This is a genomic window from Frondihabitans sp. OV104 (assembly GCF_057787745.1).
The window spans coordinates 942,777-955,278 of record NZ_CM173541.1; the positions used below are offsets into that span (position 1 = coordinate 942,777).

11 protein-coding genes are annotated in these 12,502 nt (G+C 69.1%); 8 read left to right on the top strand and 3 right to left on the bottom strand.

The features are described 5' to 3' along the window. The first annotated feature begins 120 nt into the window (after nt 1-120). Nucleotides 121-3,582 (top strand): DNA polymerase III subunit alpha, encoded by a 3,462-nt coding sequence (gene dnaE, locus AC3CBB_RS04420; protein ID WP_233579842.1) that lies wholly within the window; start codon nt 121-123, stop codon nt 3,580-3,582. A 93-nt stretch (nt 3,583-3,675) separates the two neighbouring features. Here the strand turns inward: dnaE and AC3CBB_RS04425 are convergent, their stop codons facing one another. Next, a complete protein-coding gene (locus AC3CBB_RS04425; protein ID WP_488626144.1) occupies nt 3,676-4,281 on the bottom strand; it encodes an HD domain-containing protein in 606 nt (201 codons plus the stop codon). Nucleotides 4,282-4,498: 217 nt separating this feature from the next. Continuing rightward, complete coding sequence (locus AC3CBB_RS04430; protein WP_123504443.1) at nt 4,499-5,452, bottom strand: quinone oxidoreductase family protein; 954 nt, start codon at nt 5,450-5,452, stop codon at nt 4,499-4,501. Nucleotides 5,453-5,534: 82 nt separating this feature from the next. On the opposite strand from AC3CBB_RS04430, the gene AC3CBB_RS04435 reads away from it, so the two are divergent. Genes AC3CBB_RS04435 through AC3CBB_RS04450 form a run of 4 tightly spaced genes read left to right on the top strand, consistent with a single transcriptional unit; the run spans nt 5,535 to nt 8,876 of the window. Continuing rightward, on the top strand, nt 5,535-5,948 hold the full coding sequence (locus tag AC3CBB_RS04435) for a MarR family winged helix-turn-helix transcriptional regulator (RefSeq protein WP_488626145.1): 414 nt from the start codon (nt 5,535-5,537) through the stop codon (nt 5,946-5,948). Nucleotides 5,949-5,989: 41 nt separating this feature from the next. Further along, a complete protein-coding gene (gene hisD, locus AC3CBB_RS04440) occupies nt 5,990-7,300 on the top strand; it encodes a histidinol dehydrogenase (RefSeq protein ID WP_488626146.1) in 1,311 nt (436 codons plus the stop codon). Nucleotides 7,301-7,332: 32 nt separating this feature from the next. After that, nucleotides 7,333-7,815 (top strand): transcriptional regulator NrdR, encoded by a 483-nt coding sequence (nrdR, locus tag AC3CBB_RS04445; protein WP_123504446.1) that lies wholly within the window; start codon nt 7,333-7,335, stop codon nt 7,813-7,815. 29 nt (nt 7,816-7,844) lie between these two features. Next, entirely contained in the window at nt 7,845-8,876 is a 1,032-nt protein-coding gene (locus AC3CBB_RS04450) for a quinone-dependent dihydroorotate dehydrogenase (protein ID WP_488626712.1), read from the top strand. Between the two features lie 73 nt (nt 8,877-8,949). Here the strand turns inward: AC3CBB_RS04450 and AC3CBB_RS04455 are convergent, their stop codons facing one another. After that, on the bottom strand, nt 8,950-9,528 hold the full coding sequence (locus AC3CBB_RS04455) for a DUF3043 domain-containing protein (protein ID WP_488626147.1): 579 nt from the start codon (nt 9,526-9,528) through the stop codon (nt 8,950-8,952). A gap of 43 nt (nt 9,529-9,571) precedes the next feature. Between AC3CBB_RS04455 and AC3CBB_RS04460 the strand changes: the two genes are divergently transcribed. The 3 genes from AC3CBB_RS04460 (at nt 9,572) to ctaC (ending at nt 12,495) form a co-directional block, all read left to right on the top strand. After that, nucleotides 9,572-10,984, top strand: coding sequence for a M20/M25/M40 family metallo-hydrolase (locus tag AC3CBB_RS04460; RefSeq protein WP_488626148.1), 1,413 nt, complete (start codon nt 9,572-9,574; stop codon nt 10,982-10,984). A gap of 42 nt (nt 10,985-11,026) precedes the next feature. Next, nucleotides 11,027-11,395, top strand: coding sequence for an iron-sulfur cluster insertion protein ErpA (gene erpA, locus AC3CBB_RS04465; protein ID WP_123504449.1), 369 nt, complete (start codon nt 11,027-11,029; stop codon nt 11,393-11,395). A 206-nt stretch (nt 11,396-11,601) separates the two neighbouring features. Continuing rightward, nucleotides 11,602-12,495 carry an aa3-type cytochrome oxidase subunit II gene (gene ctaC / locus AC3CBB_RS04470; protein WP_123504450.1) on the top strand — a complete coding sequence of 298 codons (894 nt, stop codon included), beginning with the start codon at nt 11,602-11,604 and terminating at the stop codon, nt 12,493-12,495. Nucleotides 12,496-12,502: the final 7 nt, after the last annotated feature.

Here is a 12,502-nt window from a genome sequence, read left to right on the forward strand (position 1 = left end):
AGCGACGCGCCGAGGGATGTCGGCGGCCCCGGTTACGCTTGTCGCACGCCTTGACCCAGGGGAGAAAAGTTGTCTTCGAGCGATTCCTTCGTGCACCTGCACGTCCACAGCGAATACTCGATGCTCGACGGCGCCGCACGCGTCAAGCCCCTGATCGAGGAGGCCGCCAAGCAGGGCATGCCGGCCGTGGCGGTCACCGACCACGGCAACGTCTTCGGTGCGTTCGACTTCTACAAGACGGCCACCGCCGCAGGGATCAAGCCGATCATCGGCACCGAGGCCTACATCACGCCGGGGACGCACCGGGGCGACAAGACCCGCGTCAAGTGGGGCGACGGGGGCCGTGACGACGTCTCGGGCGCCGGCTCGTACACGCACATGACCCTGCTCTCGGAGACGACCGAGGGCATGCACAACCTGTTCCGCCTGTCGTCGAAGGCGTCGCTCGAGGGCTACTACTTCAAGCCGCGCATGGACCGCGAGCTCCTGTCGCAGTACTCCACGGGTCTCATCGCCACGACGGGCTGCCCCAGCGGCGAGGTGCAGACCCGCCTGCGCCTCGGCCAGTACGACGAGGCGCTCAAGGCGGCGAGCGACTTCCGCGACATCTTCGGCAGAGAGAACTACTTCGCCGAGATCATGGATCACGGCCTCGGCATCGAGCGCCGCATCATGGACGACCTCGTGAAGCTCGCCAAGCAGCTCGACCTGCCGCTCCTCGCGACGAACGACCTCCATTACACGCACGAGCACGACGCCACCAGCCACGCGGCCCTCCTCTGCGTCCAGTCCGGCTCGACGCTCTCCGACCCGAACCGCTTCAAGTTCGACGCCGACGAGTTCTACCTCAAGACCGCGGCGCAGATGCGCCACCTCTTCCGGGACCACCCCGAGGCGTGCGACAACACGCTGCTCATCGCCGAGCGCTGCGAGGTCAAGTTCGACACCGAGGCGAACTACATGCCGCGGTTCCCCGTCCCCGAGGGCGAGACCGAAGAGACCTGGTTCAAGAAGGAGGTCGCCGAGGGCCTGAAGTACCGCTACCCCGACGGCATCCCGCAGAACGTCCAGGAGCGCGCCGACTACGAGGTCGGCGTCATCGCGCAGATGGGGTTCCCGGGCTACTTCCTCGTCGTCGCCGACTTCATCAACTGGTCGAAAGACAACGGCATCCGCGTCGGGCCGGGCCGAGGCTCCGGAGCCGGCTCCATGGCCGCCTACGCGATGAAGATCACCGATCTCGACCCCATCCGCCACGGTCTGATCTTCGAGCGGTTCCTGAACCCCGACCGCGTCTCCATGCCCGACTTCGACGTCGACTTCGACGACCGTCGGCGCACGGAGGTCATCAACTACGTCACCGACAAGTACGGCTCCGAGCGCGTCGCGCAGATCGTCACGTACGGCACCATCAAGGCGAAGCAGGCGCTGAAAGACTCCTCGCGCGTGCTCGGCTTCCCCTACGGCATGGGCGAGAAGCTCACCAAGGCGATGCCGCCCGCGATCATGGGCAAAGACATCCCGCTGACCGGCATCTTCGACCGCGAGCACGAGCGCTACAAGGAGGCCGGCGACATCCGCGCCGTCGTCGAGGGCGACCCCGAGGCGAAGACCGTGTTCGACACGGCGCTCGGCCTCGAGGGGCTGAAGCGCCAGTGGGGCGTCCACGCGGCCGGCGTGATCATGTCGAGCGACCCGCTGCTCGACATCATCCCGATCATGAAGCGCGAGCAGGACGGCCAGATCGTCACGCAGTTCGACTATCCGGCCAGCGAGGCGCTCGGCCTGATCAAGATGGACTTCCTGGGGCTCCGCAACCTCACGATCATCAACGACGCCCTCGACAACATCAAGTCGAACCGCGACTTCGACCTGGTGCTCGAAGACCTCGAGCTCGACGACGTCGGCGCCTACGAGCTCCTCTCCTCCGGCGACACCCTCGGCGTCTTCCAGCTCGACGGCGGGCCCATGCGCGGCCTGCTGCGGCTGATGAAGCCCGACAACTTCGAAGACATCTCGGCCGTCATCGCGCTCTACCGACCCGGGCCCATGGGTGCGAACTCGCACACGAACTACGCGCTGCGCAAGAACGGCCTCCAGGCGATCACAGCGATCCATCCCGAGCTCGAAGAGCCCTTGAGCGAGGTCCTCGGCGGCACCTTCGGCCTCATCATCTACCAGGAGCAGGTGATGAGCGCCGCGCAGAAGCTCGCCGGCTTCTCTCTCGGCCAGGCCGACATCCTCCGTCGCGCGATGGGCAAGAAGAAGAAGTCCGAGCTCGACAAGCAGTACGCGGGCTTCCAGCAGGGCATGTTCGACAACGGCTACTCGGCCGATGCCGTCAAGGCGATCTGGGACATCCTGCTTCCCTTCTCCGACTACGCGTTCAACAAGGCGCACTCGGCGGCGTACGGCGTCGTGTCGTACTGGACGGCGTACCTCAAGGCGCACTACCCGGCCGAGTACATGGCCGCGCTCCTCACGAGCGTCGGCGACTCCCGCGACAAGCTCGGCCTCTACCTCAACGAATGCCGCCGCATGGGCATCAAGGTGCTCCCGCCCGACGTCAACGAGTCGATCGGCTTCTTCGCCGCGGTCGGCGAAGACATCCGCTTCGGCATGGGCGCCATCCGCAACGTCGGCTTCAACGTCGTCGACCATGTCATCGCCGCCCGTGAGAGCAAGGGCGCGTTCACCTCGTTCCACGACTTCCTGTCGAAGGTCCCGATTCCCGTCGCGAACAAGCGCACGGTCGAGTCGCTGATCAAGGCCGGCGCGTTCGACTCGATGGGCGACACCCGGCGTGCCCTCGTCGAGATCCACGAGGCCGCCGTCGAGGGCGCCGTCAGCGAGAAGCGGGCCGAGGCCAACGGCCAGGTCGGCTTCGACTTCGACTCGCTGTGGGACGAACCGGCGCACGCCCAGCAGGTGCCGGTGCGCCCCGAGTGGACGAAGCGCGACAAGCTCGCCTTCGAGCGCGACATGCTAGGCCTCTACGTGTCCGATCACCCTCTGGCCGGCCTCGAGCTGCCGCTTGCCAAGCACGCCTCCACCACGGTCACCACCATCACGGCCGCCGACGACTCCATCGACGGCGAGACGGTCACCATCGCCGGCCTCATCACGAGCGTCCAGCACCGCGTCGCCCGCAACTCGGGCAACCCCTACGGCATCATCACCGTCGAAGACTTCGGCGGCGAGATCAGCGCGATGTTCCTCGGCAAGACCTACCAGGAGTTCGGGCCCTCGCTGGTCGGCGACTCCGTCATCGTGCTCAAGGGCCGCGTCAGCGTCCGTGACGACGGCAAGAACCTTCACGCCGTCAGCATGTTCATGCCCGACCTCGGCGTCGCCGCCAGCAGCGGCCCGCTGGTGCTGAGCATGCCAGAGTTCCGCGCCACGACCGACGTCGTCACCGAGCTCGGGGCCGTCCTCGGCCGCCACGCCGGTGCGACCGAGGTGCGCCTGCGTTTGCTCAAGGGCGACAACGCCCGGACGTTCGAGATCCCGATGCCCGTCGATATCACGGCCGATCTCTACGGCGAGCTGAAGAGCCTGCTCGGGCCCAGCTGCCTGCTCTAGGCGGCGTGCCCGTCCGCTAGACCCACCGATCCGTCCTCTTCGCCGGACCGCGGACTGGCAGATGGGCCGATCGCGGGGGTCTGATCCGCGCGGCTAAGGCAGCAGCGCTGCCCACGCGACGGCGCCGGCCGCCGCTCCGCCGGCGGAGTGCAGCCGCACGGCGCTGCACTCCGGCTTGCGCGCCGCCTGCGCCGCGATCGAGCCGCCGAACTCGTCGCTGAACCCGGACCGCGGCAGCCGCTCCGTCACGCTGCGAAGCAGCGCGGGATCCCAGTCGGAGGCCCCGGAACCACGCACGTCGAGCGACGTCGCCATCTCGAGCAGGTGCCCCTCCGCATCGAATGCGGGGTCGACCGACCTCCACATGTGCCGCTCGATCACCTCGCGCACGCGCCCGCGCCGCACAGGAGCCCAGCCCGCTCCGGCCCCGAAGACGGCCGCGACGGCACCGCCCGCCTCCTCGAAGGGCACGGCGACGGCGTCGAAGTGCGGAGCCAGCCCGGCGTCGTGCAGCATCCCCGCGACGAAGAGCAGCTCGGCGTCGTAAGGCAGGTCGATTCGCTCCGCGAGCGCGACGGCCCAGGCCCACGAGCGCAGGCTGTGGGCGACGAGCGCGGGGCTCATCCACTCGCGCGCCGCCTCGAGGGCGAGCGCGGCGGCGGGGGTCGGGGGAGCGAGGAGGGCGTCGATGTCGGTCACGCGCTCAGGCTAGGCGGGGCGCGGCCCCGAGCGGGAGGGGCCTGCCTGCCTGGCCACGTCGAGTTCCTGCCGTCGTCAGCGGGAGGGCCGTGGTTCGCCGGGGCGGGATCGTGCGGGGGCTGGAATCATGCTCGTGCGGGTCCGCGTCGTAATCGGCGCGCCCCCCGGCGACACGCCCTGACTGACGAGCGCCCGCCGAACCCGACGAGCATCGCGGCTACGGGACGAGCACCACGCGCTGCGAGGCCCGCGTCGCCCACGCGGCCTCGACGTCGCGCAGGGGGACGGCGTCTGCGTCGAGCCGGTACGTGCCCGCGATGATCTCAGCCGCGAGCGCGGGCAGCGACTCGACGATCGCGCGGACGCTCGCCGACCCCTGCCCGCTGCCGAGGAACCGCACGTTCGCCTGCCGCAGCACCGTCGACGGCAGCGCGATCTCCGGGCCGGCGACGGCGCCGATCTCGATCCAGTCGAGCGCGCGAGAGCGATCACCGCGCGCCTTCAGGAGGGGTGGAATGGCGGCCTCGGTCGGCGAGCCCCAGAGGTAGTCGAGCACCACGTCGACCTCCGCGGAGGTGGCGGCGATCTGCGCGGCGACGGCGTCGGGCTCCGCCGACAGGTCGACGACGTGCGTGGCACCGAGGTCGCGCAGGGCCTCGACGCGCTCGGCCCCGCGACCGGCGGCGACGATGCGGTCGGCGCCCAGCCGCTTGGCCGTCTGCAGCGCGAGCCGGCCGGCCGACCCCGTCGCGCCGAGCACGAGGACGGACTGCCCGGGCCGGAAGTCGACGCGCGTCCGCAGCGGGATCCACGACGACATCGCCGGGTTCATCGCCGCGGCGATCGCGACGGGATCGACGTCGGCCGGCAGTGTGACGCTGCGGCGCGTGTCGATCAGCGTCCGCTCCGCCATGGCGCCGAGGGGCCCGTCGCCGAGCACGAAGTAGACGAGCTCCCCGTTCTCACGGCGGCCGACCCCGTCGATCCCGGGCACGAGCGGCAGCTCGTCGGTCGATGTGTAGTGCGACCCGTCGGCCTGGGAGCGGACGCGCGGGTGCAGCCCCGACGCCAGCACCTCGACGACTTCGTCGTGAGGGGACGCAGGAACGGGAGACGCGAACTCCCCGTACCGGGGCGGCTGTTCGAACGAGGTGACGACTGCGGCCTTCATAGGGAGCTCCTGACTGGCGAAAGTAGTTGGTATCACCAATCATATAGTTGGTGCTACCAACCATGTCAAGTAGGCTGGGGGCATGCCCGAAGACCTCTCGCTCGTCGATGCCGCAGCTCAGCTCACCTTCGCCGTGCACGAGGTGCTGACCCGGGCTGCGGCCGAGCTCGGCCTGTCGGTGACGCAGCTGCGCATGCTGGGGATCCTCCGCGACCGAACTCCCACGATGGCGTCGCTCGCTGACCAGCTGGCGCTCGACAGGTCGTCGGTATCGGGTCTGGTCGACCGCGCCGCGACCAAGGGGCTCGTCGAGCGAGCTCCCTCCGAGACCGACCGCCGCGTCGTGACCGTGGGTCTCACCGCCGCGGGTCGCGAGGCCGCCGTGCGCATCGAGGCCGTCGTCGAGCCGCGCATCGAGGCGCTGCTGGAGTCGGCCTCGGCGGCCGATCAGACGGCTCTCCGCCGTCTGGCGGCGACCCTGCCGTCGGCTGTCTGACGGCCGCCCCACTCACCCGTTCCCGGTAGGCTGACCGGGCCATGATCGCTACCCTCGACCTCCGCGGCCAGACGTCCACCTCCAGCGAGCTGCTCGCCCTGATCCCTCGTGCGACCGTCGACGTCGCCGCCGCCAGCGCCGCCGCGGCGACGCTCATCGCCGAGGTCCGTCAGCACGGCAGCCGGGCGCTGCTCGACCAGGCAGAGCGCTTCGATCGGGTGCGCCCCGCTTCGCTGCGCGTGCCGCAGGCCGACATCGACGCGGCCGTCGCAGCCCTCGATCCGCTGGTGAAGGCCGCGCTCGTCGAGTCGATCGCGCGGGTCACGGCGTCGTCCGCCGCGCAGGTGCCGGCATCGCAGACCACCCACCCCGCCGACGGCGCCACCATCGTCCAGCGCTGGCAGCCCGTCGCCCGCGCCGGGGTCTACGTGCCCGGCGGCAAGGCGGTCTACCCGTCGAGCGTCGTCATGAACGTCGTCCCCGCGCAGGTCGCCGGCGTCACCTCGATCGCCCTGGCGTCTCCGCCGCAGGCGCAGTTCGGCGGCTCGGTGCACCCGACCATCCTCGGCGCGGCCGGGCTCCTCGGAATCGACGAGGTCTACGCGATGGGCGGGGCCGGTGCCATCGGCGCCCTCGCGTACGGCGTCGACGATGCCGACCTTGAGCCGGTCCAGGTCATCACCGGTCCGGGCAACAACTACGTCGCCGCTGCGAAGCGCCTCGTACGCGGGGTCACCGGCATCGACTCCGAGGCGGGAGCCACCGAGATCCTCGTCATCGCCGATGCGACCGCCGACGCCACGCTCGTCGCGGTCGACCTCATCAGCCAGGCCGAGCACGACGAGCAGGCCTCGGCCGTGCTCGTCACCGACTCCGCCGACTTCGGCGAGGCCGTCGTCGCCGAGGTGGGCCGACTCGCGCCGCTGACTCACTCGGCCGAACGCGTGCAGACCGCTCTCGCGGGGCCCCAGTCGGCCGTCGTGCTCGTCGACGATCTCGAACGCGCCGCCGACTTCAGCAACGCCTACGGTCCCGAGCACCTCGAGATCCAGACCGGCGACGACGACTCCGTGCTGGCGCGCATCACCAACGCCGGCGCGATCTTCGTCGGGCCCGACACGCCCGTGAGCCTGGGCGACTACCTCGCCGGCTCGAACCACGTGCTGCCCACCGGCGGTCAAGCGCGGTTCTCGTCGGGCCTCGGGGCGTACACGTTCCTGCGCCCGCAGCAGATCGTCCGCTACACCGCCGCGCCGCTGGCGGATGTCGCCGAGCGACTGGTCGCGCTCTCGAACGCCGAGCTGCTGCCCGCGCACGGCGAGGCCGTCGCCGCGCGCCTCGAGCGCCCGTAGGCACCCGGCCTCTCGCGATAGCCTGGTCGCATATGTTCTGTCCATTCTGTCGCCACCCCGACTCCCGAGTCGTCGACTCCCGCACCAGCGACGATGGCACGTCGATCCGTCGACGCCGCCAGTGCCCGAACTGCGGCCGCCGCTTCTCCACGACCGAGACCGCGAGCCTCGCCGTGATCAAGCGCAACGGGGTCCTCGAGCCGTTCAGCCGCGAGAAGATCATCTCGGGTGTCCGAAAGGCCTGCCAGGGCCGTCCGGTCACCGACGGCGACCTCGCCGTCCTGGCCCAGAAGGTCGAGGAGGCCGTTCGCGCGAGCGGCGCCTCGCAGATCGACGCGAACGAGGTGGGCCTGGCGATCCTGCCTCCGCTCCGTGAGCTCGACGAGGTCGCGTACCTCCGCTTCGCCAGCGTCTACCAGGCCTTCGACTCGCTCGACGACTTCGAGGAGTCGATCCGCGTCCTCCGAGAAGACCACGCGAATCATCCGAAGGCGACGTCGGCGGCAGACAAGTGAGCCAGACCGACGCCCACGACGACGCCGGCGTGTACGGGTTCGTCTTCCGGCACTTCTTCGTCCGCATGGACCCCGAGCGCGCGCATCACCTGGCGTTCGGCTTCATCAAGGCGATCCCGGGCATCCCCGTCGTGTCGACGCTCATCCGTCGCGCCACGAAGCCCCACCGCTCGCTCCGCGTCGAGACGCTCGGCCTGACCTTCCCCTCGCCGTTCGGCGTCGCCGCCGGTTTCGACAAGGACGCCAAGGGCATAGCCGGCCTCGGAGCCCTCGGGTTCGGCCACGTCGAGGTCGGCACGATCACTGCGAAGGCGCAGCCCGGCAACGACCGGCCGCGTCTGTTCCGGCTGGTCGCCGACCGTGCCGTGATCAACCGCATGGGCTTCAACAACGGCGGTGCTCTCAGGGCCGCCGGGGTCGTCGGCCGCGCCCGCCATCTCCGTCACCGCCCGGTCATCGGCGTCAACATCGGCAAGAGCCGTGTGGTCGAGGTCGACGACGCCGTCGACGACTACCTCGTCTCGACCCGCCTGCTAGCGCCGCTGGCCGACTACCTCGCCGTCAACGTCTCCTCGCCCAACACGCCCGGGCTCCGTGGCCTGCAGGAGCTGGACAAGCTCGCCCCTCTTCTCACGGCCGTCCGCGACGCCGCCGGCCGCACGCCGGTGCTCGTGAAGATCGCGCCCGACCTCGACGACGATGCCGTGCGCCGCGTCGCCGAGCTGACGGTCGAGCTCGGTCTCGGCGGGATCATCGCCACGAACACGACGCTGTCGCGCGACGGTCTGGTCAGCGACCTGAAGCTCGTCGAGAAGGCGGGGGCCGGCGGCCTGTCGGGTGCCCCGCTCAAGCAGCGGTCGCTCGACGTGCTGCGCGTGATCCGCCAGGCAGTTCCTGCGACTCTCTGCGTCATCTCGGTCGGCGGGGTCACCACTGCCGCCGACGTTCAGGAGCGCCTCGACGCCGGCGCCACGCTCGTGCAGGGCTACACGGCGTTCCTGTATCGCGGGCCGCTGTGGGCACGCGAGATCAACCGTGGTCTGCGCGACCTGCGCCGCTAGGACCCTGGACGACGCGGGGGAGCGGCTGATCGGGGAAGCGGCTAGGCCGGGGACCGGCTAGGCCGGGGACCGGCTAGGCGGGGAACGAGCCGCGCTTGACCTGCGACTTCGGCGTGCGCATCGGGCGGATGAGCAGGGCGCGCATCGCGGCGTACCAGCGGAGTCCGCGCTCGACGTGCTCCTTGCCGTGCTTCGCCTCGAGCTTCCTGACGATGCGGTGGCCTACGAAGAAGCAGTCGATGACGGCCAGGAGCACGAAGCCCCAGATCGCGAAGAGCGCGATGCTGGCGAGGGCCGGCACCGAGCTGAGCACGATGACGATCACCATCAGGGGCAGCATGATCTCGCCGACCGAGTAGCGCGCGTCGATGTAGTCGCGGACGAACTTGCGCTGCGGGCCCTTGTCGCGGGCCGGGAGGTACTTCTCTTCGCCGTTGGCGAGGCCGAGCCGGGCCTTGTTGCGCTCGACGGCGACCCGGTCGCGCTGCTCCTTGCGGGCCTCCTTGCCCACCGGCACGAGCGGGCGGCGGTTCGCGGCCTCGCGCTCCTTGCGGGTCGGAGTGGCTCGGCCCTTGCCGATCGTGATCGGCTCGTCGGACTCGGTCGACTTCTTCGTCGAGTTGTCGGGGGAGATGATGGGTGCCTTGGCCACGGGGAGATCCTTGGTTTCGTCGGAGAACCTAAGATTACCTGTCATGACTGAGACCTCCTATTCTCCTGCCCCGCTGGATCCCGAACTCTCGGCCAAGCTCCGGGAGAGCGTTCAGGGGGCTCTGCCCGCGTCGATCGCCGACCTCTCGGCCCTGGTGCGGATTCCCAGCGTCTCGTGGGACACCTTCGACCCGGAGAACGTCGTCGTGTCGTCCAAGGCGGTTGCGGCGCTGATCGAGTCGACCGGCCTCTTCGAGTCGGTGACGACCAGCCGCGCCCCGATCGAGGGCGACCAGCTCGGCCACCCCGCCGTGCTCGCGAAGCGCCCCGCGAAGAACGGCCGGCCGACGGTCCTCCTGTACGCGCACCACGACGTGCAGCCGGAGGGCGACGAGGCGCTGTGGGAGACTCTGCCTTTCGAGCCGACGGTGCGGGGCGAGCGCCTCTACGGGCGCGGGGCTTCTGACGACAAGGCCGGCGTCATGAGCCATGTCGCAGCTCTCCGCGCCATCCACGAGGTGGTCGGCGACGACCTCGACCTCGGCATCGTCGTCTTCATCGAGGGGGAGGAGGAGTTCGGGTCGCGCTCGTTCACCAACTTCCTGGCCCAGCACCACGACGAGCTCGCCGCCGACGTGATCGTCGTGGCCGACGCCGACAACTGGACCACCTCCGTGCCGGCGCTCACCGTCGGCCTGCGCGGCAACGTGACCTTCAAGCTCACCGTGTCGACGCTGGCGCACGCGTCGCACTCCGGGATGATGGGCGGCGCCGTCCCCGACGCGATGCTGGCGATGGTCCGCCTCCTGGCCTCCCTCCACGCCGAAGACGGCTCCGTCGCCGTCGAGGGCATGACCTCGCGCGAGGCCGAGTACCCGGAGTTCGACGAGGCCGAGATCCGTCAGACGACAGGCCTGCTCGAGGGCGTCTCGCTGATCGGCGACGGCCCGATCCTGAGCCGCATGTGGTCGAAGCCCACCGTCACCGTGACGGGCATCGACGCGCCGAGCGTCGCCAACGCGTCGAACACCCTCCTGCCCACGGTCTCGGTGCGCATCAGCGCCCGCGTCGCGCCGGGCCAGCCGGCCGTCGAGGCGTTCCAGGCGCTGAAGACGCATCTCGAGTCGAACGCGCCGTTCGGAGCGCACCTCGAGATCAGCGACGTCGACACCGGCAACCCGTTCCTCGTCGACACCTCCGGGTGGGGCTTCGCCGAAGGGCTCGCTGCGCTGGCCGAGGGATGGGGCGAGACGCCCGTCCAGACGGGTGCCGGCGGCTCGATCCCGTTCATCTCCGACCTGGCCGAGGTCTTCCCGGAGGCGCAGATCCTCGTCACCGGCGTCGAGGACCCCGACACACGGGCCCACAGCCCGAACGAGTCGCAGCACCTCGGCGTCTTCCACCGTTCGATCCTGAGCGAGGCGCTCCTGCTCGCGAGGCTCGACGCGCGATCCTGACCTGCTTACACTTGTGTGACAACCCCTGAACCTGGAGGCACTTTGACTGACATCGCCACCGCACCCATCGTCGCTGACGCGCCCGCGCACAAGGTCGGCCTCTCGGCCGCCGCAGCAAACAAGGTGAAGAGCCTCCTCACGCAGGAGGGCCGCGACGACCTGCGCCTTCGCGTCGCCGTCCAGCCTGGCGGCTGCTCGGGCCTCATCTACCAGCTCTACTTCGACGAGCGCCTGCTCGAGAACGACGCGACCGTCGACTTCGACGGCGTCGAGGTGGTCGTCGACAAGATGAGCGTCCCGTACCTCGAGGGCGCCTCGATCGACTTCGAGGACACCATCGAGAAGCAGGGCTTCACGATCGACAACCCCAATGCGCAGGGCAGCTGCGCCTGCGGCGACAGCTTCCACTGAGCGTTCATCCAGAGAACGGCAGGGATTCATCCAGACGGATGGGGCCCTGCCGTTTTTTCGTCTCATCATCAAGCGAACCGCGGCCGGGTGGGACGAATGCACCCCTTGCCTGCGAGTAGGCTAAGCATGTTCCTTCTCTTACTGAGAGCTCCGGCTCTGGTCGGCGGGGGAGCGTGCCCTACAGCTGAGTCATCCGAGAGGTAACAGTGCGCTCAAAACGTCGTCTACTCGCCGCCATTCCTGTGGCAGCGATCTCGATTCTGGCCCTGTCCGGCTGTACTGAGCAGCAGCTTCAGGGTTGGCTTCCCACCGAGCGCGGCACGACGAACCACGTCAACGCCACGATCGGCCTCTGGGTCACGTCCTGGATAGTCCTCCTCGGCGTCGGCGTCATCACGTGGGCCCTCATCATCTGGGCCGTCGTCGTCTACCGTCGCCGCAAGGCCGACAAGGGCCTTCCCGTCCAGCTCCGGTACAACATGCCGATCGAGATCTTCTACACGATCGTGCCGCTGTTCCTCGTGCTCGGCTTCTTCTTCTTTACGGCCCGCGACCAGGCCGACATCGAGAAGCCCACCGCCAACCCCGACGTGACCATCACGGTCTACGGGAAGCGCTGGGCCTGGGACTTCAACTACATGGACACCCAGACGAAGGCCAACAGCGTCTACTACCAGGGCATCCAGGCGCAGGAGCTTGGCGACGGAAACGTCGACGAGTCGAAGCTTCCCGTGCTCTACCTGCCCAAGGGCAAGACGGTCAAGATCATCCTCAAGTCGCGGGATGTCATCCACTCCTTCTGGGTGGTCGACTTCCTGTACAAGAAAGACATGATCCCCGGCAAGACCAACTACGAGTACTTCACGCCCGAGAAAGAGGGCACGTACACCGGCAAGTGCGCCGAGCTGTGCGGCGAGTACCACTCGCTGATGCTCTTTAACGTGAAGGTCGTCTCGCCGTCCGCCTACGAGGCGTACCTCGACACGCTCCGCAACGAGGGCAACGTCGGTGATCTGGGCGACCAGTACAACACCAACACCAACGAGCCCGACAACAAGACCCCGGTCGCCGCAGGCGCCGACAGCACCTCGAGCAAGTAAGGCGCAT

What these genes read in the sequence shown, in the direction of transcription:
- AC3CBB_RS04435 (WP_488626145.1), top strand. Translation starts at nt 5,535, where the DNA reads ATGCCCGAAGACCTCTCGCTCGTCGATGCCGCAGCTCAGCTCACCTTC.
- hisD (WP_488626146.1), top strand. Translation starts at nt 5,990, where the DNA reads ATGATCGCTACCCTCGACCTCCGCGGCCAGACGTCCACCTCCAGCGAG.
- AC3CBB_RS04460 (WP_488626148.1), top strand. Translation starts at nt 9,572, where the DNA reads ATGACTGAGACCTCCTATTCTCCTGCCCCGCTGGATCCCGAACTCTCG.
- dnaE (WP_233579842.1), top strand. Translation starts at nt 121, where the DNA reads ATGCTCGACGGCGCCGCACGCGTCAAGCCCCTGATCGAGGAGGCCGCC.
- AC3CBB_RS04430 (WP_123504443.1), bottom strand. Translation starts at nt 5,452, where the DNA reads ATGAAGGCCGCAGTCGTCACCTCGTTCGAACAGCCGCCCCGGTACGGG.
- nrdR (WP_123504446.1), top strand. Translation starts at nt 7,333, where the DNA reads ATGTTCTGTCCATTCTGTCGCCACCCCGACTCCCGAGTCGTCGACTCC.